Source organism: Turicibacter sp. St.80E1, assembly GCF_059728495.1.
On sequence record NZ_AP039386.1, the window covers coordinates 1,921,822 to 1,946,622 of the forward strand.

Consider the following 24,801-nt stretch of genomic DNA (forward strand, 5'->3'; position numbering starts at 1 on the left):
CCTGTTATCAACTCATTGTTTTGAGCAATTAAGATTTGTAAAAATCTTTTTCAAACGATATTCTCTTAAGGGCGAATCTAGCAATGAGCCTTTGAGATTCATATAGGTTGAACGGTTCATCATAAATTTAGATTTAGCTTTTATCTCTCTATGGCTTTCACGTATTGACCCAATTTAATCCCTTTTTCAATCTCACTCCTATACGACTCCGGCAATTGCGCATAACATAAAATATAACTAAGGGATAATTGCTTCTCTACAATCATCTTTCCGTGTTTAACCCCAAATAAATATAACATAATAACGCGATCTTGTGCCTGCGCAGCCTGATTGTATAACTCTCTTAAGGCTTTTCCTAATCGCAACTCCTCCACACATATCACCCTATCTTATTACTAAGTTCTATATTAAACGGACATTAGGTCTCTTTCGATTCGATTCCAAACTGATCAATTAATTGCTTAATCCAACGTTCAGAATACCCTAATGTTCTCGCTAAATCTCTTAAATTCTTTCCATTATAATGTTGTTTTAAATACTTCTCGGTGTATGTTTTACTATATAATCTCATTGGGAAAGACACCTGTTGTCCCCTATAATACTGATAAATCTTATGAGTCATTTCCTCGCCTAATACCTCTACCATGTCACTATAGATTCCGTTATAGTCCTGTGCCTTACCTTTCATGATTCACCTCCTTCAATAGACTCTCTCAATCATAAAGTTTTTATCCAAAATTATCATTGCAGTTTTTCCTTGTAAAATTCCACAAATAATTCCAATATTAGAGTTATTAAAGGGAGATAAATCAACAAAAAAAGCCTTTAAATCAAGGGCTTTAACACTTTTCCTCTTCTTAGATAGATAAGAATAAATAAACTAAAATTCATCCAAAATGCCTGAATTTGTCGATATTTTTTTCATATTATAACCGGTTACGCGTCGAAATTTCGATAAATAATCCATGCTTTCTAGTTAATTTGATTGCGTACCTGATATCTACTTTTTAAATTTTTAATTAAATTTTAGTGATTTTTGTCTGAGAATAAAATTTTACAGTACATTTTAAAGAGAAGCGTTTAGATAACAATACTAAACATTCACTTCCTTTTTGATCCTCCCCGGCGATCAAAAAAGCGCCTTATTCCTTTTCCCAATAATTACTATCAATGAGATAATCCATTATTATTCATACTAGTATGGGCCTAATTTATTTCTTAAAATTAGTGATATCTTCCCTCTTCAATTATCCATCAAATATCGACAAAATACCTAGAAAAACATGATATTATCGACAATTTAGTACTTATCTTTTAGTAGTTTACTAAAATCATTCCCTATTTCCCCCTTCGGTACGTTTACGCGTACCACGTCATTTTACATTATATGATATTTTTCTTGAGGGAGCAATTCTTTTCAAAGGTAGGTACTTCATAAATGTCTAAAAAAGTTATTGTGAATCTTAATGAACTACTTCAGCAAGAAGGTTTATCATTAAGAGAGTTATCTCGACTAACTGATATCCGTCATGCTGCTTTGAGTGAACTAGCTAATCAAAAGAGAAAAAACATTAATTTTAATCATATTGAGAGGATTGCAGATGCCCTAGATATTGAAGATATTCGAGATATTATTAGTATCGAAAATCAAAACTAGGGTCTTTCCCCCTACACTCATTAAAAAAGTCATCTTTCGATGACTTTTTTTTATCCTTATTATATTAAGACTCTTTACGATGTATAGGTATTTACCTATGTGTTTGATAAAATATACTTATTTCCTATATTATAAATGTCAATAAAAAAGTGTACCACGTGCTCAAAAAATAGTGGTTCTTCCTGACTTTTGGTGATAAAACGCTTTACCTGATATAATGAAAAGACATCGTAGAGAGGTATATCATCATGAATCTTAATGTCTTTTTCCCTGAAAATCTTATGATTCAATCCATTGAAAATAATGAGCATATAATCTTGATTTGTTTAAAATCTGAATCAAAATTTAACCACTGTCCCTTATGTGGGATGAAAAGTCACCAGGTACACAGTACGTATCTTAGAAAACCATTAGATGCGTCTATCCTTAATAAACCTGTTCAATTAAGGATACAAGCTAAAAAGTTTTTTTGTTTAAATCCTAACTGTAAACGTCAAATTTTTACTGAAAGATTTACTGGCTTTTTAAATGCCTATCGGCGTTTAACCATTCGTCTTGAAGAGGTTTTTCTTCAATTATCATTATCGATGAGTGCGGAAGCTTTATCACGCTTTCTTTTTAAACTTGGATATAAACGAAGTGGAGATGCACTATTAGATTTATTACGACGTATCGATTCTACTGAAAAAGATATAAAAAATCAGTCATTAACCCATATTGGGGTTGATGACTTTTCTTTTCGTCGAGGGGTCGACTTTGGAACGGTTATTTGTGATTTAGAAACGCATCGTCCGGTTGAAATTCTGGCCTCTCGTTCGACTCAAGCGTTTAAAGAATGGTTGGAAAAACATCCCTCAGTTGAATTAGTGACACGTGATCGTGCAACAACTTATACTAAAGCCATTCATTTAACGAATCCTAACATTATTCAGGTTGCCGACAAGTGGCACTTTCTTAAAAACCTATTAACGGTTGTTAAAGAAACCATTAGTTCTCGTTTTCCTAAAGGATGGTTTATCATGCCTGAATCTTCAATCACTAAAAAAACAGATCCAGCGACAGATATAACGATTACTAACGTGAACTCAATATCCAGTCATGAATCATTATCTGAAAAGGAACAAGCAAAATGGGCACTCATTTTGGAGATTCAAAAGGTCTACCAACAAGTAGGCTCTATTCGTCAAACAGCCAGACAACTTAAGTTAAGTCGGACAACCGTAGCGAAGTATATTCAGTTATCTGAACCTCCCAAGCAAATACGAAAGCCCCGTGTTAATCAATTTGTCCCCTATTTAAATCAAATCACACAATGGTGTCAGGAGGGAAAAACTGCTCGTTGGATTCATGAACAACTCATCCACCAAGGGTTTAAAGGAGGAGCTTCTTCAACTCGTCGAAAAGTTCAAGAAATTAAAGCAAATCTCCCCGTAAAAACAAGTGAGAAGGCAACAGAAAAAATATCAAAAAAATCTAGTAAATTATTGAAAGCAACGAAGTTTCAACTCACCTCATTCATTTGGCGAAAACCAACGTCTTTAACTCAACCAGAATTAAATTTATTAAATGAACTCTTTCAAGCTCATGCAGACTTAAGTGAACTATATACAGCCATCCAAGTATTTAGAGATTTGGTCACGATGGGGCAAGTATTCAAATTATCTCAATGGCTAGAACGTTACGCTACTCATGAGATTAAATTACTGCGTGAGTTTTGTCTTCGAATGAAACGTGATGAGCAATCGATCAGTAACGCATTAGTTTATCCATACACTAATGCGATTTGTGAAGGGAATGTCAACCGAATTAAAATGATTAAACGCCAAATGTATGGACGAGCAAGTTTTGAACTTCTACGTATTAAAGTGCTCTATTCCTAGAAAGGGCTTTTCACCAAAATAGCGGAAGAATCAAAAAGTGTACCACGTGCTCAAAAAATAGTAGGCCAGTTACGCCATTAAAATAGTAGACCATCTGTTACTTTATGCTCGTAAAAAAGTAGACCACTGATGTTTCAAATGAAGCATGTTTAAAAAGTATTGTTTCTTCTCTTAAACATGCTATAATTAATTTAGTTTTGTGGATTTCAACAAGAAATAACTTCTGATTTATGCCTGTAAATCAGTTGCTTTACTTTTCTTGTTGAAGTCTTTTTTTTGTTTCTTTAAATCGATAGGATTCTGAAACATTCATATCTAATAGATGTGAACGAAAAGTGACCCGATCAATTAAAGCTGAAACCATCATTTCATTTTCAAATAACTCTGTCCATTTAGAAAACTCTAAGTTAGTTGTGATAATGACACTCCCACGTTCTGAACGTTCTGAAATCACCTGAAATAATAACTCTGATTGATGGCGGTTAAATGTTAAATAAGATAACTCATCGATGATAAGTAAATCTGCTTTAGCTAAACTTTTTTCCACTTTAGAGAGTCTTCCCTCTTGAAAAGCTTCAACTAACTCTGTCGCTAAATTAACGGCCGTATAAAAGCGGACATTATACCCCACTTGACAAGCTTTTAATCCGAGAGCGATAGATAAGTGTGTTTTGCCAGAACCGCAGTTTCCAATCATGACTATATTTTGTTTTTGATTAATAAAATCACAGCTTAATAATTCTGAAATATATGCTTTCGAAACATTCTCCAAGCGATTCAAATCAAATTCATCAATCGTTTTATGAATGGGAAATTTGGCAGCTTTAATTCTTCTTTTATGTAAGTTATCCTGACGTTGTAATAACTCTGTTCTCATGATTTCTTTTAAAAACTCTTCGTAACCATCCTCTGATTGCAGCTGTCGAATAATTTCATCATAATTTGAAAAGGTTGGTGTCTTTAGTTGGCGTGCGTATAGTTTTATAATTTCCTTATTTGTATTTATTGTACCCATTTTGATACTCCTTCTAATAATTCATCATATCTATTTAAATTAGGTCTCTTAACTGAGATTTCACCTTGAATAACCGTTGCCGTTTGATTAGATTCCTCTAAAGAGGGTTGAATAAGTAAGCCTCGAATTTGGTTGAATGTTAAATCTTGGGTCGATAGAGATTTTGCGGCAGTGATGACACGATCTTCTCCACAGTCGATACATAGTCTCAAGAGTTTCACCATTTCTCTTGGGTTATTTAATCGTTGCCCGATTTTTAGAATTTCTTGAGAAACAGATTGTTTGACGGGCCTGGCGTTATACACACTTCGAGGGCGTTGTTCAATCAATGTCATGTAATGTTCTAATGTATAGAATGTTTCTCCTCTTACATATTGGCGCGTATAATGCGCAATCTGTTGATGTTGGTAATAGATATAAATGTCATTTCCATAGCCTTTTACACTCACAGATTTCCCTGCATACTCGATGGGAATAGAATAGTAGTTATAATCAAATTTGATGGTTGAAAATTGATCAGCTTTGACTGTCATTGAGCGGCTTGTATCAAACTTATAGACAGGAAGTCGAGTTAAAAAAGGCGTTTCCATATTAAACATTTCGCCGACTGTTTGATGGCGTCCCTGAATCTGATGTTGATAGTAAAGTTTACATTTTTCATATAAAAATCCATTTAATTCATCAAGGATACTAACCCTTGGGAGTGGGACTAAATGATTTCTTCGAACCCATCCAACTAAACCTTCAACAAGACCTTTTTCATGTCCTGAGGCGACGTTACAAAACTCGGTTGTAAAGGCATAGTGAGCCGCTAATGTTTTATATCGGTCTTGCGGTTTGGCGTGAACCCCAAATCCCTCTTTAACGGCGACTTTCGCATTATCAAAAATAACCTTTTTAGGAACCCCATTGAAGAATTCAAATCCGGATACATTTCCATCAAGGAAACTTTCTTCATTTTGTCTAAAATAGGCTTTAACGAAAATTCCTGCACTAAAACAAAGTCTCATACAAAATAAATTAATTTTTGTACGCTCTCCGTTTAAGTAAATCGTCGCTTCTCCCCAATCAATTTGTGCTGCTTCGGCAGGATCATAACTCAATGGAACAAAAGCCTTAGAGGGTTTATTTTTTATTTGGGCAACTAATCGTCTGACCGTTGATTCTCCTCCGGAAAAACCTAACTCTTCAACCAGTCGAGTATAAATTCTTCTTGCTGTATGTTTTTGTTTTTTTAGATTTTCACTTTCATCTTCAAGTAGGCAATCTTCAATAAACCTCAAAACTTCATCCGTGATAACATACGATTTTCTCCCACTTACACCGTTTCTAACCCCCGGTAAAGTAGATCCATCACAATATTTTCTGACCGTTGTCCGAGAGATTCCTAATAACCGTGCAATCTCCCGTTGTGACCTTTTCTCCTGTGTATAGAGATATCTGATTTTTTCATACATATCCACTTCAATCTTCATCCTTTCGGAACCTCCCATAGCTATATGATTAACATACAAAATTCTACAGGATGTTTTAACTAAGTGGTCTATTATTTTTTGAGCATTATTGCTTTATTTGGCCTACATTTATTTAGCATTCATACTATATAATGAAAAAGCATGTAAAATATTCATGTTAAGGTAATTTGTTGCACTGTGAGTGTTTTTTTAAAAAGGAGCGTTGTTATGGAAAAGAAAAAATTAGATTCAAAAATTTTATGGGAGTTATTTAGGTCCACTTTTATTTTAAGTGCTTCGACTTTTGGGGGTGGATTCGTTATTGTTTCTCTGATGAAAAAGAAATTTGTAGAAGAACTAGGATGGTTAGAGGAAAGTGAAATGCTTGATATTACGGCTATTGCGCAATCTTCTCCAGGACCTATCCCAATCAATGCATCAGTTATTCTAGGTTATCGTATGCAAGGGATTATCGGATCATTAGTCGCGATTTTAGGGACATCAATTCCTCCTATTTTTATTATTTCGGTCATCTCTTTATTTTATAAGCAATTTAGAGAAAGTACAGTGATTGCGACTGCCCTTATGGTTATGCGTGCTGGGGTTGCCGCTGTTATTTGTGATGTTGTCATTAAACTTGCACAAAATATCATTAAAACAAAAAGTGTTCTTTATACATCGCTCATGTTTATTACTTTCATCATGACATATGTTTTTGGCATTAGTGCTATGACAGTTATCTTCCTATGCCTAGGCATCGGTTTTGTTACTTTATTTATGGAAATTGTGAAATCAAAACAGCAAGTGGTAAAGGAGGGCTAAAACAATGAGTATCATTTGGAGTTTATTTTTAAGTTTTATTCAAGTTGGATTATTTAGCGTTGGGGGTGGCTACGCCGCACTTCCTCTTATTCAAAATCAAATTGTTAATATTCGTGAATTAATGACATTAGCCGAATTTGCGGATCTCGTAACTATTGCAGAGATGACACCGGGACCTATTTCAATTAATGCGGCAACTTTTGTTGGAACAAAATTAAGTGGATTACCTGGTGCTTTAATCTGTACAATTGGTGTTATTATTCCATCATTCATCATTTGTTTAACATTGGCTCATTTTTACTACAAATATCGTAATTTTTCTGGTGTCCAAACCATTTTAGCAAGTTTAAGACCAGCGGTTGTGGCCCTTATTTCATCAGCTGGATTATCAATTTTAACACTTGCGATTTTCCAAGCTGAAAAACAAGATATTGTATTATCAAACTTTCGAATTGTTGAATTCTTATTGTTCGTTGTAGGATTAGTGGCCATCCGTAAATTCAAAGTTGGACCTATCCCAGTTATTTTTGGTTCGGGATTTATTGGGACACTTATTTACTTACTTCCAACGTTATTTTAATGCAGACAGTCTAAAAAATACTTTAATGAATCTGATAAAAATTTATTTTTATGGTACACAACATAAATTTCTCTTGATAATGAAACTTCTTCAAGGGCAATCTTATGTAGTGTGCCTTTTTTTAAATCTTCTTCGACAACTAAACTCGATAAAATTGCAATCCCCCGTGATTGAATCGCTGCCTGTTTTATAGATAATGTATCGGAGCTACTCCATCTTTCAAAAACATCAACTCGATATTCCTTTAAGATATTATCAAAAATAATCTTCGTCCCACTTCCCTCTTCGCGGGCAATAATATCTTGCCCTTGGAGATCGTAGATGCTTAATTTATCACATCCGTAAAAAGGATGTTGCTTTCCAACAACCAAAATTAATTGATCTTCATAGACCGATTTAGAGATTAAATCTTTACTCGATACCTTTCCTTCAACTAAGGCAACATCTAACTTACTCGATAATAAAAGTCTTTCAATCTTTCTTGTATTACGAATCATAACCTGTGTTTTAATCTTCGGATGCTGCTCGTTAAACTCATTTAAAATACGGTTTATTAATGATCCCCCGACAGTAATAGAGGCACCAATTCGTAAAGAAATAACATCCGACTTATTTTTCATCATCGTTTCCATTTCATCAAATGATTGAATAAGGTGCGTCGCGTACTTTAATAGGGCCTCTCCACTTTGCGTGAGATACAATTTTTTTGACAAACGTTCGAATAATCTTACACCATAATATTGTTCTAACTCTTTAATAGCCTGACTAACCGACGGTTGGGTAATAAAAAGTTGTTCGGCTGCTGCACTCATATTTTGTAGTGATGCGACCGTAATAAAAATACGTAAATGACGAATACTCATCAAAAATTACCTCCTAATTTATATCAAACAAGTCATCATTTTACTTGATTTGTATCTTTTATCATAGCACTACACCGAAAGATCATCAACAAAAAAGATTGGCGTGGAGTATCTCCCCGTACCAATCTTTTTTAATCTTATTCTGCTCGAAGTGCAATCACCGGGTCCTTTTTAGACGCTAATCGCGAAGGAATTAAGCCTGCTATCATCGTTAGGATAACGCTAATAACGACTAACACAATGGCACCACCTAATGGTAAAGCTGCTAGATTATTAACACCTGATAAATGAGAAATAATCGAATTAATCGGGATATTCAATAAATACGTTACACCGATTCCAATCATTCCAGCTGCAAAACCAACAATCACCGTCTCCGCGTTGAAGACACGTGAAATATCGCGCTTAGAGGCACCCATACTTCTTAAAATTCCAATCTCCTTTGTTCGTTCAAGAACAGAAATATACGTAATAATCCCAATCATAATTGATGAAACAACCAATGAAATGGACACAAACCCAATAAGTAAATATGTAATCATATCAATAATAGAGGTCATAGAGGAAGTCATAAGACCGACCATATCTGTATATTCAATTGTATTACTATCATGCCCCGCTTTTTGTTGGTCCTCATTATATTGTTCAATAGCTTGAGTTACAGTCTCTCGCGAGCTAAAATCCTTTAAATATAGGGAAATCGTCGCTGGCTTATTTAAATCACGGGCACCCAATAGTTGTAAATTATTATCATAACTTGCTGATAATGTATCTGCATAAGCTTTCAAATAATTAACCTGCTCACTCTCTGGAAGGGCAGCTAACATCATTTTTTGTTCGTCTGTTAACTGTGATAATAGCTCCTCCTGTGTTGTAAATTCTCCTGTGGCAAACGGCTGATTTGTGAATACATTGATTGTTGCATTTGCCTTTTGTTCTTGGACAATCTCACTCTGATTGATCTTTTCAATCACGTAATCGATTAAATCACGACGATAGGCCACAGTTCCCGAAATGGTTGTTGCAACTGCCTCTTTATTTGGTCGAATGATTCCAACCACCTGAATTGGAATAGATTTTTCACTGATTAAGGTTGAAAGATAAGTCTCATCCGCTGTACGATCGACCCAGGTATCTCCAACTTTTTCATAATAATCAGAATTTAAGACAAGTTTGAATTCTTGCTTTAAAATGTCATCATAGGTATACGATTGCTTTGGATACTTGTCATAATCAATCGCCACTCCCTCTTCAACCGCTGCTTGGATTTCTTTATATTCCTCAACATCTTTTAATCCTAACGCATAAAGTGTCATATCCGAAATTTCATTCGAGTCATCGACAACCACAACCACCTCATTAAAGTTCTGAGGCCAAGCTCCTGCAATTAAATCATATTGCCCAAAAAGTAACTCTTGGTTATCTATCATCTCGGTCCAGATTCCCGTCGATGACATTCCCACGGCACTTCCTAACTCTTCATTCATCATCTGTGATTGCTCTGTTTCAAGTAGTGGACTAGGATTAACTTTAATCATTCCATCCTGTGTATCAGATTTATAAATTTGTAAATCTAGATCGTACCCATATTGAATCGCATTTGTTTGATCTTTAATTACCTGTCCATCCTTGCTCTCTAAAAACGATTTAAACTGAGCTAAATTATTATCTGAAAGTTTAACCGATGCTAATTGTAATATATCTGCTGCATAACCACCCTGATAAATTTTATCTGTTTCATGCTCCTCTTCTCCACTCATATTTAATAAAGTATCGATATGTTGTTGGCGAGTTGAGAGTAAATCAATTCCCTGTTGCGCAATCGTAATGGGATATGATGATAACGTATCTTCTTGAACTTGATTAATATACTCCCGCATTCCACTTGAGAGCGATAAAATCATTGCAATTCCAATAATTCCGATACTCCCAGCAAAAGCCGTTAAAATCGTTCGTCCTTTTTTAGTTTTTAAGTTGTTAAAGCTTAAAGATAAGGCTGTTAAAAAAGACATTGAAACATGTCGACCTTTTTCTTCCTTTTCCGAAGATGGTGTCTGCACAATCTCTAATGGACTCGTATCATCTTGGATTCTTCCGTCCAATAGCCGAATAATCCGTGTTGAATACTGTTCTGCTAATTCCGGATTATGTGTGACCATGATAACCAATTTATCGCGGGCGATTTCTTTTAATAATTCCATAATTTGAACACTCGTTTCAGTGTCTAATGCACCTGTCGGTTCATCGGCTAATAAAATTTCAGGGTTATTAATTAAGGCCCGAGCAATAGCTACCCGCTGCATTTGTCCCCCTGACATCTGATTCGGCTTCTTATGTAAATGATCCGCCAAACCTACTTTAGTTAAAACCTCAGTAGCACGCCGTCTTCGTTCCGATTTAGACACCCCCGCAAGAGTGAGCGCTAATTCAACATTAGCCAATACTGTTTGATGTGGAATTAAATTATAACTTTGAAAAACAAAACCAATCGACTTATTTCGATAAAGGTCCCAATCTGAATCTTTATATTTTTGTGTTGATACCCCATTAATAATTAAATCACCGGTTGTATATTGATCAAGCCCCCCAATAATATTAAGGAGGGTTGTCTTCCCGGAACCACTTGGTCCTAAAATAGAAACAAATTCATTCGCTCTAAAATTAATGGATACTCCTTTTAACACTTTTTGGGTCGAATCACCAATCATATAATCTTTAACAATATTTTTTAACTGTAACATTTCTCTCCTCCTCTTTTAAGCCTGGATTTTACCACCTTTAAATAAACTCAAAATAAACTCTCCAACTAAAAAACCTTACAACATATCTATCTTTCATCTAAAGCGCCCTAATAAAACCGTCGCACATAATAAATTACCCCTGCCATTGGGTCTAAAGATCAAGTTTATTTTTCTACGACAAATACTTTATCTATCTCTTCTTCGTCTATTTATGTTTAGCACTCCACGATTTAAAAGTCAGCCTAACTTCTAGGCTACTAAGGTCATTATGGACACTCCCTCATTCTATGATACAAACTTTTGATATATTTTGTTTTTTTCGTTTAAACGTTTTCAAGTCATCCCACAATAAAAGAAAATAAAAGCGGAATAATCCCCGCTCCATTTCAATAATTTATAACAAATGAGAAAATGTGAATCCTTCGCCTCTTCTCAAAAGGAGGAACGTATACTTCATTCACTAAATCGGGTATAATTGACAAAAGAACTATATTCTTTCTAGTCTACTTAGCTGTTGTCAATTTATAACCATTAAACATCAAAAGGAGGTTTCAAATGAAAAGAATTCTATCCGTTCTTTTACTCTGCATCGTTATCTTAACTGGTTGTTCCTCAAATGCTGATGAACTGCTTTTTAAAAATTTTACCGAAACACTTTCGGGTGGAGATTACGCCGCGCTTTATCAGCTACTGAGTGAAGAATCAAAACAAAGAATAACAGAAGAGGAATTTGTAACAAAATACAAAAGTATTTATTCTGGAATTAAAGCCGCACATTTTACATTTGAAATGGGAGAAATTGATCATAAAAATGACATTATCCCTTTCAATTTAACAATGGATACTATCGCAGGAACATTAAAGCTTAAGGATTTTGCACTTCCATTTGTTAAAGAAAATAAGGAGTTAAAAATTCTTTGGAGTGAAAGTTTAATTTTTCCAACGATGAAACGCGGCGATAAAGTACGAATTAGTACGAAAACTGCGAATCGCGGAAGTATTCTCGACCGAAACAATGAAGCTTTAGCGACTGATGGCGACTTAATTAGCGTTGGAATTCACCCCGCCGTATTCGAACAAGAAAATGAAGCTGAAAAAATAGCTAAAATTTCTGAGTTACTCGATATTAGTGAGGAAACTATTACAAAAAAATTAAAGGCAAATACGAATAAGGAATACTTTGTTCCACTGGTTGATCTTCTCCCCGATGCGAAGGCACTCGTCATACTAGAAAGTTTAAATTTAGATGGCGTTATTAAACAGGCAAAACATGGACGTATTTATAAAGACAGCGAAGCCTTTGGAAGATTACTCGGTTACATTCGTCCCATTAATGAGGAAGAGTTGTCAAAAGATACAGAGGGTATTTATACTGCTCAGTCTATGATCGGTAAATCTGGGCTTGAGCAAGTCTATGAAACAACCTTACGTGGAATCAACGGTTATGAAATTTATATCGAGCGTGAGGGTGAAAAAGTTGACACGTTGATTAGTAAGGAACCTGAAAATGGGAAGGATATTCACTTATCCCTCGACTCTAACCTTCAACAAATTGTCTACGATAGTATGAAAGGGCAAAAGGGATCATCGACAGCAGTTGATTCAACAACGGGGGAAGTCTTAGCACTTGTAAGTTCACCTTCCTATAACTCTAACTGGTTTACAACCTATATGACAAAAAGTGTTCAACAACAACGCGAGGCAATTGGTTATGAAGACGAGAAAAACCGATTTGCTAGCCTCTATTCCCCTGGGTCTACATTTAAATTGATTACAGCGGCAACTGGGCTTGAAAATGGAACATTAAATCCAAACGAAGTTAAAACCATCAATGGTTCTACTTGGCAACCTAATCGTTCATGGGGAAATTATAATATTCACCGCATTAACGATCAAACATCTATTAGCCTTAAAGAAGCGATTAAATATTCCGATAATATTTATTTTGCAATGAATGCCCTAGCTATGGGAAGCGACGCTCTTATTCAGGGGGCTAATAATTTCACCATCGGAAGCGATTTAAATATTGGTTACCCAATTAAGGAAAGTCAGATTTCTAATAGTGGATCACTAACGGGAGATATTTTACTAGCAGATACAGGCTACGGACAAGGCGAAATTTTAGTTTCCACTTTAAATATGGCACTTGCGTATAGCTCACTTGCCAACAATGGAAGCATTATGTCCCCGCATCTTGTTTTAAGTGAAGATTATCAGCCAACAGTTTTAAAGGATGCGATTATTTCAGAACAGAATCTATCCATTCTACAAGCCGATTTTCAAGCAGTCGTAAATGATGCTGACGGAACGGGCCACCTTGCTAAAATAAATGGGGTTCAATTAGCCGGAAAAACGGGAACGGCGGAAATCAAATCAACTCAAGGACAAACTGGAAGTGAAAATGGTTGGTTTGTTGCAACTGATTTAGGATCGTCTAAATTATCAGTTGCAATGGTTGTAGAGGATGTCCAAGAAGGTGTCGGCACATTAGGTGTTGTTAAAATGGTTAAAGAGGTTTTCGTTAATTACCTTAAATAATGAAAAAGGTAGGAACTTCTCTCACGAGAGTCTCCTACCTTTTTTTATTTTTCGAGCCATTGGGCTAAATTTTGAGTTAAAAAATGGGGTGAAAATTCAATAATGCGATACGTTTGAATCCCGTATGTATAAAAAGGTTCATTTTCTAAATAGGTTTGTACATGAGCTAAGGAATCGGACTTCATTATAAACAATCCGCCACTCATATCCTCCTTAAGACCTGCCATTAAAATATTTCCCGCGTCCATTTCCTTTTGCGTATAACTCTTATGTTCCATCATTACCTTTTCATTCATTTGTTCTATATGTTGGAGTGTCCCTTCTACCATAAAAAACTTCATTCATAAGCACCTCTATTTCTATTCGTTTCAATTATTCTAATTCAATCACATCACTGTTGTCTATGAAAATACAACTAAACCCTCTACTATATCATTATTTGTCCCGCTGGCCTACAGTCCCGTTATGACGCTTAATTAAAAATAATCGTTATTAGCTTTTTATTAAAGTTTAAGGGGATAAAGAATAAAAGACCTGCCATACCTGAAGGGAGTGGCAAGTCTTTTATGATAATAATAGAAGGAGTCTATACAGAAAATCTGCCTTTAAAAAGAATTCTTAAGGTTAACAATTCTTTTAACTTATTATGGATATTCTTCCTTTTTTTAATCAACACCTTTTATTTTTAGCAAAAAGAAAACTTATAGACAACGTTGTCTATAAGTTTTCTACCTATGCTATAACGGAAGAAAAGACATGATAGTGTAAGCCTTTATTTCTAAAGATTTGCTACCTTCTTTATTATAGCTAATCCTTCCCTTTCTAAACTTAATACTTCATTTAAAATTAGAAATAAGGCAAAATTAAACGCCTATCTACAACTTTTATCTAGAATAGGAATAATCGGTCTATTCCTTTTTTATTTAATGTATTCGTAAATAGCCTGAGATACCCCGCCATTTTTATTATCAGCAGTTATATAATCTGCTACTTCTTTCACTTCCGGTGTCGCATTTCCCATAGCAACCGCAATACCTGCCACTTTTAACATAGATAAATCATTCTCGCTATCTCCAATACACATTACCTGATCTGGTGAAACTTTTAAATATTCTGCTAACTGTTTTACGGCTTCCCCTTTCGAGCTTCCTTTTCTCATTACCTCAAAGTTATTGTTCCAGGAAGATACCACCTCTAAATGGGGGCAACTTTCTTTAAGCTTTGCCTTAATTCGACTTAACTGATCCGCGTTTTGGCCAACACAAACGCCTTTTAACACTTCCCCGTCGAATGGGGCTAATTCATCCAGCGTAGAAATCACCTCTAACCGAATTTTCTGTTGATCAGGTAACGTTTGATTTAATACTTTATAAATATTAGTATCCGGAAGTTCTAGGGTTGAAATGATTCCGAAATTAGCAGTTAAATAAGAGAGTAGTCCCTCCTCTTGCGTTAATTCCATAAACTGCTTAATATCCGACAAATTTAGTGGGTTACAGTAAATTTGTTCACCGTTTGTTCCCCCTATAAAGGCCCCGTTTGAGGCGATAATCGGCGTTTTTAATCCTATCGTTTCAGCATACAGCTTGGCACAATTATAGACCCGTCCTGTTGTAATAGCTACATGGACGCCCTTATCATTAGCATACTTAATTGCCTCTTGATCTACCTGGGCAACTCGTTGCTGATCCATTAACAATGTTCCGTCCATATCAATACAAATTAATTTGATATTCATATACATTCCTCGTTTGGGCGCAAATAAAACCTTTTTAAATTTAAGATGAACCAACTTTTTTTTTTAATGTCATACACGTAAAGAGACGGTACAATTTTTTATCGCACAGTATCTAACGTTTCTTTTAAAATGGAAACAGATTTTGTTAATTGTTTTAACTCGTCTTCTGTAATATTTAAATCAAATACCTCACGAACTCCATCACGATTAATAATGGCTGGAACTCCAGTAAAGATATCATGTAATCCATATTGTCCCTCTAAATATGCTGAGACTGGTAAGACACAGTTTTCATCATTTAAAATGGCTTTAACTAAACGCGTCGTACACATACCGATTCCGTAATAAGTCGCACGTTTACGATCGATGATATGATAAGCCGCATCACGAACATTAACGTAAATTTTGTCTAAGTCTTCTTTCGTAAATTCTGGATGATCTTTTACAATATCTAAAATAGGTTTAACACCAACAGTTGTATGTGACCATAATGGGGTTTCAGTATCCCCATGTTCTCCGACAATATATCCATGAACGTTACGTGGGTCAACTTTTAAATATTTCCCGATTTCATGACGTAAACGTGCAGTGTCTAATGTAGTCCCTGTTCCAATTACACGGTGTTTTGGTAATCCTGATTCTTGCCAAGCAATATAGGTTAAAACATCAACTGGGTTACTTGCAACTAATAAGATTCCGTTAAAACCTGATGCCATAACATTTTTGACAACATCTCGCATAATTTTTGCGTTACGCTCTACTAAAGCTAAACGTGTCTCACCTGGTTGTTGATTGACTCCCGCTGTAATAACAACAACATCTGCCGTTTTACAATCTTCATAAGTTCCTGCCCAAATATTAATTTTTTCGGGCCCGAAAGGAATCCCGTGACTTAAATCCATTGCTTCTCCTTCAGCTTTATCTTTATTAACATCAATTAAAACAAGTTCCTCTGTTCCACCTTGGTTAATCAATGAGTAAGCAAAGCTCATTCCAACAAACCCTGTTCCTACTAATACAACACGTCTAATTTCTTTTTTCATTCACCACTACCTCCTTGGATTGCTATTAAATAGTTTACCTCTTTATTTACTATAGGTAAAATAAATAAATCTAATTAATGTAATAGCATTTATCTATAGTTATACTGCTTAACAATAAACTATTCTTTCAAATTATCCCCAAAATTACCCCCTGTCTATACATCTTCCATTCATCTTTGTAAAAATAACAGCTAGCCTCATTCTAAAATTTAGGAGCTTCATCTTACTTTAAATTCCCTTTATATATGCATTTTTATAAAAAATATGCAAAAATTTAAATTTTTTATTAAAATTTTAATTCTCTGCCACATTTCTTCCTTTTTTTACATCCTAGCTTGTTATAATACTATCGAATCGAATATTTAGGAGGGAGCTTATGAAGAAACTTATCGTAGCTATCATGACTTGCTTCTTTATGGTTTTTAGTTTGTTTGGTTGCCAAACATTAAACGAAAAAGACTCTAAAGAGAACAAGACAGACGTAGTGAATAACGAGTCTTCAGTGAATGAAGGTCAAAAAGATCAAGCCGATAAAGCTGATCAACCTGATTCTAGTTCTAAACAGCAAACCGCGGATACCGATTCTAACACTAATACTAATCACGATGCTTCGGATGCATCTGATTCAGATTCTGATTCAGGCTCCAAGCAGAAAACACAAACACAAAAGAAGACGAGTCGACTCTACTATTATGATGTAGAAAAAGAAAAAATGTTTTACGTCGATAAAACAGTCGAACTTGTCGATGGCGCTTATATTAACGCCTTAACAAATGCTCTGAAAAATAATCAAAAAAATGAAGATTTTGTTGCGGTAAACGATGAAACCTTTGTTACATCAGCTAAGCTTGATGAAGAAAAAGGAATTTTAAATGTTTATTTCAATGATAGCTTCGATTTATCAACAGATTTAGATTCAAAAATTGAACCTAAATTTATTGAGTCGCTCGTCAACACTTATGGTTATAACTATAATGTTGAAAAAGTTGCTCTATTCGTTAACAAGGAACCTTATAAAAATCCTAGTGACACCACGTCTAGTGGATATTTTAAAGTTTCGGTCGACGATGCAACCGAGTATGTGAAAAAAGGATAAATCCTTCGGGATTTATCCTTTTTTTCATTTAACTAAAAAACGACATTCCAATCATCACAAGGCCAAGAATCGAAAGAATGGCGCCTAGTGTTCGGCTTAAAACAACCTCTGACGCCCGATTGGCAAATTGTGCGGATAACCGCGCCCCCAATAAAGTAAAAAGAATACATAAAAATAAGATAACTAAATCTGGCATTCCGCCAATAATAAAATGAGAAACACCTCCAGTTAATGCAGTGAAGGTCATAATAAAAACGCTCGTCCCAATGGCGGTTTTTAACTCATATCGCAAAACACTTGTTAAAATTAATAATAACATCATTCCGCCACCTGCACCAATAAATCCGCAAATAAACCCGATAAGTCCTCCGCATAAAAGAGATTGGATGATTTTCGTTCGAACCGTTTTTTCATCCGCCACTTCCTTTGGAGTTAGGACAGGCTTCACGATAAATTTAATTCCAACTAATAACATCATATAAATTGAAAAATTCCCCATGATTTGATTAGGTACTAATTTGGAAACATAGCTTCCGATTAGGGTAAATACAAGGACGCTCCCTAACATAACTAAGCCATTTTTTATATCAATATTTTTATTTTTAGCATACGTATAGGCGGATACGGCGCTGGCTAAAACGTCTGAAGCTAAAGCAATCCCTACTGCTTCATAGGCAGAAACACCTAAAAAACTAATTAACATCGGGGAAATCACAGACGCGGCACTAAGCCCTGATAACCCAGTACCTACTCCCGCAAAAAGGCCAGCTATTAAACAGATAACAGTTTTTAAAATCACAATGGTTCCCTCCTCTTCTTTCACTCACCCTTTTACTACTCATCCATTGCCATCTTATCACATCACACACCTTCATTTATCTTTTCTACATTTTATATCATTCTATGACTCATTTCCTCGCTTTATTCCATATGAAACAGGGATAAAAGTCGAAAAACTGTCATTATTTTTCGGTTTTTAAGGGGAAATCTTCCCCAACAAAACTTCCCGTCTGGAGAGTTTTTTTCTCCTATTTGATTCATCTCAAGGAAAAGCAACAATCCTGATAGGAGGTTTTTTTATACGATGAACGATTAATGTCTCACGATAACTCTAGAATGGACCGATTCTTTCTGATAAAATGGAATCAGTTTAAAAGGAAACAACAAAATTCTTCAACTTTTACCATCTTAATTGAAGAGCGAATCGCAATACGCGAAAATAATTACTAAAATAATAGTATGGAGGTTTTTTTATTATGACAAAGATATTTGCCCTCTTGGGAACCGCGCTCATTGTTCTCGTCACTTATCTCGCATCAAATAACCGGGAAAAAATTCAATGGAAATCTGTAGGGTTGGCGTTTTTAGGCCAATTTATTCTTGCCTTCTTTCTTATTAAAACCCCTATTTGGATTGGGGTAGAATGGCTTTCAGTAGGCGTTAGCTGGATATTAGATCAATCAAAAATAGGAATTGACTTTGTCTTTGGTGGAATCAGTGATCAGTTTGTGTTCTTTCTTAACTCCTTATTACCTATCGTTTTCATTTCAGCATTAATGGGGATTTTATTTCACCTTAATCTATTACAACGCTTTATTTCTATCGTAAGTAAATGTTTAGCCCGTTTTTTAAAAGTCGATACGTTAGTTGCAACAAACGGAATAGCCAATATGTTTTTAGGTCAAACAGAATCTCTATTCGTCACTAAATCCTATCTTCCTCAGGCAAAAGATAACGTCATCTTTGCAACACTTGTCGGTGGAATGACATCCATTAGTGTATCTGTTGTTGGACTTTACGCCTCTTATGGCGCTTCAATGACATGGATTTTAATTTCTATGCCTCTGACTGTTCTTTCAACATTCGTTCTTACGCAAATTTTCATGCCGACTGAATATGATCGTGAGGTCGTCATTCATGTAGAAAATGATAAAGGGGTCAATGTTATAGAAACAATGATGAACTATGCGATGACGGGATTTAAAAGTGTCATTGGGATCACCGTCGCTCTTATCGTGTTTTTATCTCTTGTTGGAATGATTAATAATTTTATCGCCTTGTTTGCCCCGAACTTATCAATTGAATCAATTTTAGGTGTTCTCTTTACACCAATTGCCTATTTAATGGGAGTCTCTCAAGAAGAAGTTTCGCTCGTCTCTCAAATTCTCGCAACAAAATTAGTGACCAATGAAGCTGTTGCCTTTGCCTTACCCCAATTTAGTGAGTTATCGGAAAATGTAAAAGCGATGATGACTGTTGCACTGTGTGGGTTTGCCGGGATTGGGTCCATTGGAATCCTTGTGGGTGGTTATTCTGCAATCGCCCCAAATAAAGTTCCTGTAGTTGCCCGACTTGGTGTGAAGGCCCTTTTAATCGCCACCCTCGTTAATATTATGACAGCTGGCGTTGTCGGACTCTTCTTATAAAAAAATGGACGATAATTCGTCCATTTTTTTATAAAGTATAAGATCACCGTTCCCAAATCGTTAGATTTTCATATATTACTATTGAAGCTAGTCATTAAATCCGATTAAAATAATGTTCCCCGAAGCTTCAAAGTTCAGCTAACGTGCCCCTGAATTTTGATAAATTATTTTAATCCTTGCCCCTATACGTGGCTAGCTTACTCAATACTAGTTCCCCCTACTAGTTTCATATATATAAAAACCTTCTATCCCCTAGAAGGTTTTTCTTATTTTTAGAAGCTGTCGAGGTCTTGCTCCCCTTGTGGCGACTCCCCATAAACATATTGCCCCGTACATATCAAACGAGCCGGCCCTGTCATATATACCCCATCTTCCTCTTGTTCCATCAGAAGAGTTCCTCCTTTGATAGAAACGGTGATGGATTGATCACACTGGTACAGTTGCCTGCTTAACACAGCACAGGCTGCTGATCCAGTTCCGCAGGCGAGCGTAAGACCCACTCCTTTTTCCCATGTTAAAACCTCAATGTGATGAGGATCAATCACCCGACAAAAGTTCACATTTGTTTTTTGTGGATACATGGCATGATTTTCAATCAGCTCCCCTAAGTGGGTCGCCATCTTCTCATCAATTTCTGAAACGAACATAACCGTATGAATCGTTCCAATAAAGAGGCTACTTATCGTGTAAGGTTCTCCCTCTAATTCAATGGTTTGATTAATGAATTTTCCATCCGATGTCACCTTAGGAACTGCCGGATGAACATAACATGGACATCCCATATTGACTCTAACGTTGCTTTCTTCATTCGTCATAGACACGAGTTCAACCGTCAGCACGCCCGCCAATGTCTCCACCGAAAAAGAGGTTTGCCCCACCAGGCCATGATCATACACATATTTGGCAAAACATCGAATTCCATTTCCACACATCGTAGCTATACTGCCATCAGCATTGTAAAAAATCATTCGAATGTCAGCAACCGTTGAGGGGGCAACAACTATCATCCCATCCGCGCCAATTCCGAATCGTCGATCGCACACATTTTTAGCGAGCGAAGAATACGTAACGCCATCTATCTCAGACTGTTTCACAATAATAAAATCATTTCCCGTTCCTTGATACTTACAAAATTTTAACAAAGGATCCCCTCCCATCAACTCTCAACTGAGTACTTTACAACTTCTTTTTTTATCATATTCCCCTTCCTGCAACAATATAACGAAAAATAATAGTTAAATAATTAAGGATCAGAAGAATATGACTCCTCCCCGTTCCTTAGTGGGTAAAATAGTGAAAAGAAGACAAAATTCGTTTGGGATCTTAGATTTCAATGGTTCACAAACAGGGGAACAAGACTCCCCCTTCAAATAAAGTTTAACGGCACGAAGTTTTAACTCCTTAGAGCTTAGAATAGTTAAAATGGCGATTAATCTTTTTGAATTGTATAAGAAAAAGTACCTCCTTAGTAGACCTTAAAGCGATTCTACCATATGAGATAGGCGCGCTTTTATTTTTTTGTCTACCCCGAAGGTACTATACCAGATTTTTACTTTACTACTTTTTTTAATTATTGACGTAAATCTTCTACCAATTGAGTTTTAGCCGTCGTTTGCTCGTCTTTTTGTTTAATAACACGCGCTGGCACTCCAGCTACAACCGTATAAGGCGCCACATCTTCTGTCACAACAGCTCCTGCAGCAACAACCGCACCTTCTCCTACACGAACACCTTCTAAAATAACGGCATTGGCCCCAATCATTACACCATCTTCAACAATAACGGGAGTTTTACTAGGTGGTTCCAATACACCAGCAATCACGGAACCTGCTCCAACATGAACATTTTTTCCAATCGTTCCGCGTGCCCCAATAACCGCATTCATATCAATCATCGTATTTTCACCAATCTCTGCCCCGATATTCAAAACAGCTCCCATCATAATAACGGCGTTATCTCCAATACTGACCCTATCGCGAATAATAGCACCCGGTTCAATACGCGCTTTAACTTCTTTTAAGTTGAGCATTGGAACCGCCGAATTACGACGATCGTTTTCCATTTCATAGTACGCGATACGATCCTTATTTTGAATAAGAACAGGTTGAACATCCTCATATTCACCAAAAATAACTAGAAATTCTCCTTCTCCAAAGACGCGGCAATTGGGAAACTCCACACCCTTTAAATCACCTTTTACATACACTTTAACGGGCGTACTTTTTTTCGCTTCCTTAATATAACGTGCAATTTCATATGGATCTAACAATCCCACCTGACTCATTCAAAAACCTCCCCTAATTTGCATTCATCACATCATGCATATTATATAACTTAGGCTCACGTTGTGTCACAAACTCAGCTGCTCTAATCGCCTGCTGTGCAAAAATCTTTTTCGATAATGCTGTATGCTTAATCTCAATCATTTCATCTGGACCTGCAAAAATAACCGTATGCTCTCCTGGAATGGTTCCACCACGAACCGAATGAATTCCAATCTCTTTTTCTTCTCGTTTCGTATGGTTTCCTTGGCGACCATAATGGTATTCCATTGAATTATGAAGCTCCTCATTAATTGAACTTGCAATCATAAACGCCGTTCCACTCGGAGCATCCACCTTTTTATTATGATGTTTCTCAATAACCTCAATATCAAATTGGTCATTTAATAAGCGTGTTGCCGTCTTTACCAAATCAAGCAATACATTAACACCTAAAGACGTATTCCCTGAACGGAAAATTGGAATTTGATGAGACGCCTCTACAATCTTTGACTCCTGTTCCTCCGTAAGACCTGTTGTTGCAATGACGGCCGGTACACGGTTTAATAGACAATAATCAATCAATGCATCAATATTCTCTGGTTTTGAAAAATCAATCACCACATCACATGGCACTGTCACTTCCTTCGGAATTTTAAAAACAGGATATTCATTTTCAAATCGCGTCGGATCTAAATCGATTCCAAACACAACGGTCGTGTGTTGATCCTCTTGCAATAACTCATTTAAAATACGCCCCATCGTTCCATTACAACCACTTAAACCAACTTTTAACATCTACATTCACCTCTTACAATAATTGTTGCTTCATCATTTCTTCTTTTAATTTTTCTACATGTTCTGCTGTCATTTCTGTTAGTGGGAGACGAAGTCCACCCACATTCATTCCCATTAAATTCATAGCTGTCTTAACTGGAATTGGATTGACCTCAATAAAGAGCGCATGAACCAATCCATTCATCTCTAACTGTAACTGGCGTGATTTTAAAACGTCACCCGTTAAATATGCTTCAACTAAATCATGCGTTTGTTGAGGTAAGATATTCGCTAATACCGAAATAACTCCTTGTCCACCCAGTGAAAGAATAGGAACAATCATATCATCATTTCCACTGTAGATGAGAAAATCATTTCCACATAAGCGAGCAATTTCGGCTACCTGTGCGATATCTCCACTCGCTTCTTTAATTCCTATAATATTAGGAATTAACGCTAATTCTTTAACGACACATGGCTTTAAGTTAACTCCTGTTCGACCAGGAACATTATACAAAATAATCGGTATATTTACCGCATTCGCAATCATTTCATAATAACGTCTCAGTCCAAGATCTGTCGCCTTATTATAATAAGGGGTCACGACGAGTAATCCATCCACACCGATCGATTCACAATATTGACTTAACTCAAGAGCATACGCTGCATTATTACTCCCTGTTCCGGCAATGACCTTTATACGCTTGCCAACAACATCCACCGTAAATTTAATAACCGAACGACGTTCTTCATCACTCATCGTTGCAGACTCGCCCGTCGTTCCACAAATAATAATGGCATCTGTTTGATTTTGAATATGCCACTCTAATAACTCCTGTAACCGATCGTAGTCTACACTACCATCCGTTTTAAATGGTGTCACGAGTGCCACACCTGATCCTCTAAACATTAAGACATCCCTCCTACATAAATGTCAGTAAAGATTCAGCAATTTGAACCGCATTAGTTGCAGCACCTTTTCTTATGTTATCGGCAACGACCCATAAATTTAAACCAGAATCTACACTAAAGTCACGACGAATTCTTCCAACGTGAACTTCATCATGCCCCGCTACATCAATTGGAAGGGGATAATCTAAGTGATTTTCTTTGCCGTGTACGACAAGATTAGGCACTTGTTCTAATAAGCGATAAACGTCGTCTAACTCAAACTCTTTTTCAAATTCTAAATTCATAGAAACGCAGTGTCCGTATTTTACAGGCACGCGTGCCGTTGTCGCTGTAATTTTAATTTCTTGGTCGTTTAGGATTTTTTTCGTTTCCTCAATCATCTTAATTTCTTCTTTCGTATATCCATTATCAAAGAAAATATCAATGTGAGGTAGACAGTTTCCTGTAATTGGGTGTGGATAAAATTTTTGTGTTCCATCTTCTAAATCTCTTAAGCCTTTAATCCCTGATCCAGACACTGCCTGATAAGTTGAATAAACAATTCGTTTAATTTGATACGCCTCGTGTAAGACACGTAATGGAACAACCGACTGAATGGTTGAACAATTTGGATTAGCGATTAAATAATCGTCTGGTGTTAACGTGTCCCCATTCACCTCTGGAACAATTAACGCAACCTCTGGATCCATTCGCCATGCACTTGAATTATCAACGACACGTACCCCTTTAGATACAGCGATAGGTGCAAATTTTTTACTCACTTCTCCTCCTGCTGAAAATAAAGCAATGTCAATAGGGTAATCGAATGATTGCTCCGTTAATTCTTCAACAACATAAGTCTCACCCTTAAATGTGATTTCCTTTCCTGCCGAACGGCTTGATGCAAAACAGTACAGGTGATGAATAGGAAAGTTTCTTTCTTCCAACACCTTTAAAAAAGTTTGCCCGACTAATCCAGTCGCCCCAACAATCGCAACATTAACCCCACTCATTTCACA

Annotated in this window: 22 protein-coding genes; 7 read left to right on the forward strand and 15 right to left on the reverse strand. The window is 36.1% G+C overall.

Going from position 1 to position 24,801, the window contains the following annotated elements:
* Positions 1-140: 140 nt before the first annotated feature.
* Together AC6I0I_RS09245 and AC6I0I_RS09250 are read right to left on the reverse strand one after the other, a co-directional pair.
* Complete coding sequence (locus tag AC6I0I_RS09245; protein ID WP_161832924.1) at positions 141-374, reverse strand: HTH-like domain-containing protein; 234 nt, start codon at positions 372-374, stop codon at positions 141-143.
* Positions 375-418: 44 nt separating this feature from the next.
* Positions 419-688, reverse strand: a complete 270-nt coding sequence (locus tag AC6I0I_RS09250) for a Mor transcription activator family protein (protein ID WP_161832925.1) — start codon at positions 686-688, stop codon at positions 419-421.
* Between the two features lie 750 nt (positions 689-1,438).
* Between AC6I0I_RS09250 and AC6I0I_RS09255 the strand changes: the two genes are divergently transcribed.
* Positions 1,439-1,657 carry a helix-turn-helix domain-containing protein gene (locus tag AC6I0I_RS09255; RefSeq protein WP_161832926.1) on the forward strand — a complete coding sequence of 73 codons (219 nt, stop codon included), beginning with the start codon at positions 1,439-1,441 and terminating at the stop codon, positions 1,655-1,657.
* Between the two features lie 248 nt (positions 1,658-1,905).
* Positions 1,906-3,537, forward strand: a complete 1,632-nt coding sequence (locus AC6I0I_RS09260; RefSeq protein WP_304407259.1) for an ISL3 family transposase — start codon at positions 1,906-1,908, stop codon at positions 3,535-3,537.
* A gap of 250 nt (positions 3,538-3,787) precedes the next feature.
* Here the strand turns inward: AC6I0I_RS09260 and istB are convergent, their stop codons facing one another.
* Together istB and istA are read right to left on the reverse strand one after the other, a co-directional pair.
* The gene (istB, locus tag AC6I0I_RS09265) at positions 3,788-4,552 is read right to left on the reverse strand and encodes an IS21-like element helper ATPase IstB (RefSeq protein WP_262953819.1); all 765 of its coding nucleotides are present in this window, start codon (positions 4,550-4,552) and stop codon (positions 3,788-3,790) included.
* The gene (istA, locus tag AC6I0I_RS09270; protein ID WP_262953820.1) at positions 4,540-6,027 is read right to left on the reverse strand and encodes an IS21 family transposase; all 1,488 of its coding nucleotides are present in this window, start codon (positions 6,025-6,027) and stop codon (positions 4,540-4,542) included. The genes istB and istA overlap by 13 nt, the downstream gene beginning before the upstream one ends.
* Before the next feature lie 207 nt (positions 6,028-6,234).
* Here istA and AC6I0I_RS09275 point away from each other — a divergent pair, with 207 nt between their 5' ends.
* Positions 6,235-6,828 (forward strand): chromate transporter, encoded by a 594-nt coding sequence (locus AC6I0I_RS09275; RefSeq protein ID WP_262953821.1) that lies wholly within the window; start codon positions 6,235-6,237, stop codon positions 6,826-6,828.
* A 4-nt stretch (positions 6,829-6,832) separates the two neighbouring features.
* On the forward strand, positions 6,833-7,408 hold the full coding sequence (locus AC6I0I_RS09280; RefSeq protein WP_161831938.1) for a chromate transporter: 576 nt from the start codon (positions 6,833-6,835) through the stop codon (positions 7,406-7,408).
* Here the strand turns inward: AC6I0I_RS09280 and AC6I0I_RS09285 are convergent.
* Both AC6I0I_RS09285 and AC6I0I_RS09290 read right to left on the reverse strand, forming a co-directional pair.
* Positions 7,405-8,271 carry a LysR family transcriptional regulator gene (locus tag AC6I0I_RS09285; RefSeq protein ID WP_161831937.1) on the reverse strand — a complete coding sequence of 289 codons (867 nt, stop codon included), beginning with the start codon at positions 8,269-8,271 and terminating at the stop codon, positions 7,405-7,407. The genes AC6I0I_RS09280 and AC6I0I_RS09285 overlap by 4 nt on opposite strands.
* A gap of 137 nt (positions 8,272-8,408) precedes the next feature.
* On the reverse strand, positions 8,409-11,012 hold the full coding sequence (locus tag AC6I0I_RS09290) for an ABC transporter ATP-binding protein/permease (RefSeq protein ID WP_161831936.1): 2,604 nt from the start codon (positions 11,010-11,012) through the stop codon (positions 8,409-8,411).
* Between the two features lie 555 nt (positions 11,013-11,567).
* On the opposite strand from AC6I0I_RS09290, the gene AC6I0I_RS09295 reads away from it, so the two are divergent.
* Entirely contained in the window at positions 11,568-13,550 is a 1,983-nt protein-coding gene (locus AC6I0I_RS09295; protein ID WP_161831935.1) for a penicillin-binding transpeptidase domain-containing protein, read from the forward strand.
* Positions 13,551-13,594: 44 nt separating this feature from the next.
* Here AC6I0I_RS09295 and AC6I0I_RS09300 read toward each other — a convergent pair whose 3' ends face one another.
* The 3 genes from AC6I0I_RS09300 to AC6I0I_RS09310 form a co-directional block, all read right to left on the reverse strand.
* Entirely contained in the window at positions 13,595-13,891 is a 297-nt protein-coding gene (locus AC6I0I_RS09300) for a YciI family protein (protein WP_161831934.1), read from the reverse strand.
* A gap of 578 nt (positions 13,892-14,469) precedes the next feature.
* Positions 14,470-15,288 carry a Cof-type HAD-IIB family hydrolase gene (locus AC6I0I_RS09305; RefSeq protein WP_161831933.1) on the reverse strand — a complete coding sequence of 273 codons (819 nt, stop codon included), beginning with the start codon at positions 15,286-15,288 and terminating at the stop codon, positions 14,470-14,472.
* A 98-nt stretch (positions 15,289-15,386) separates the two neighbouring features.
* On the reverse strand, positions 15,387-16,331 hold the full coding sequence (locus tag AC6I0I_RS09310; protein WP_161831932.1) for an L-lactate dehydrogenase: 945 nt from the start codon (positions 16,329-16,331) through the stop codon (positions 15,387-15,389).
* A 376-nt stretch (positions 16,332-16,707) separates the two neighbouring features.
* Between AC6I0I_RS09310 and AC6I0I_RS09315 the strand changes: the two genes are divergently transcribed.
* Positions 16,708-17,427, forward strand: a complete 720-nt coding sequence (locus AC6I0I_RS09315) for a GerMN domain-containing protein (RefSeq protein WP_262953822.1) — start codon at positions 16,708-16,710, stop codon at positions 17,425-17,427.
* A 28-nt stretch (positions 17,428-17,455) separates the two neighbouring features.
* Here AC6I0I_RS09315 and AC6I0I_RS09320 read toward each other — a convergent pair whose 3' ends face one another.
* Positions 17,456-18,226: a sulfite exporter TauE/SafE family protein gene (locus AC6I0I_RS09320; RefSeq protein ID WP_262953823.1), complete on the reverse strand. Its 771-nt coding sequence runs from the start codon at positions 18,224-18,226 to the stop codon at positions 17,456-17,458.
* 457 nt (positions 18,227-18,683) lie between these two features.
* Here AC6I0I_RS09320 and AC6I0I_RS09325 point away from each other — a divergent pair, with 457 nt between their 5' ends.
* Positions 18,684-19,853, forward strand: a complete 1,170-nt coding sequence (locus tag AC6I0I_RS09325; RefSeq protein WP_161831929.1) for a NupC/NupG family nucleoside CNT transporter — start codon at positions 18,684-18,686, stop codon at positions 19,851-19,853.
* Between the two features lie 272 nt (positions 19,854-20,125).
* Here the strand turns inward: AC6I0I_RS09325 and dapF are convergent, their stop codons facing one another.
* The 5 genes from dapF to AC6I0I_RS09350 all read right to left on the reverse strand — a co-directional run bounded on the left by dapF (position 20,126) and on the right by AC6I0I_RS09350 (position 24,795).
* Complete coding sequence (gene dapF, locus AC6I0I_RS09330) at positions 20,126-20,995, reverse strand: diaminopimelate epimerase (RefSeq protein ID WP_262953824.1); 870 nt, start codon at positions 20,993-20,995, stop codon at positions 20,126-20,128.
* 428 nt (positions 20,996-21,423) lie between these two features.
* Entirely contained in the window at positions 21,424-22,137 is a 714-nt protein-coding gene (dapD, locus tag AC6I0I_RS09335; protein ID WP_497993634.1) for a 2,3,4,5-tetrahydropyridine-2,6-dicarboxylate N-acetyltransferase, read from the reverse strand.
* A 13-nt stretch (positions 22,138-22,150) separates the two neighbouring features.
* Entirely contained in the window at positions 22,151-22,912 is a 762-nt protein-coding gene (gene dapB, locus AC6I0I_RS09340; protein ID WP_161831926.1) for a 4-hydroxy-tetrahydrodipicolinate reductase, read from the reverse strand.
* Positions 22,913-22,925: 13 nt separating this feature from the next.
* Positions 22,926-23,801 (reverse strand): 4-hydroxy-tetrahydrodipicolinate synthase, encoded by an 876-nt coding sequence (gene dapA, locus AC6I0I_RS09345; RefSeq protein WP_161831925.1) that lies wholly within the window; start codon positions 23,799-23,801, stop codon positions 22,926-22,928.
* A 13-nt stretch (positions 23,802-23,814) separates the two neighbouring features.
* The gene (locus AC6I0I_RS09350) at positions 23,815-24,795 is read right to left on the reverse strand and encodes an aspartate-semialdehyde dehydrogenase (RefSeq protein WP_161831924.1); all 981 of its coding nucleotides are present in this window, start codon (positions 24,793-24,795) and stop codon (positions 23,815-23,817) included.
* Positions 24,796-24,801 lie beyond the last annotated feature (6 nt).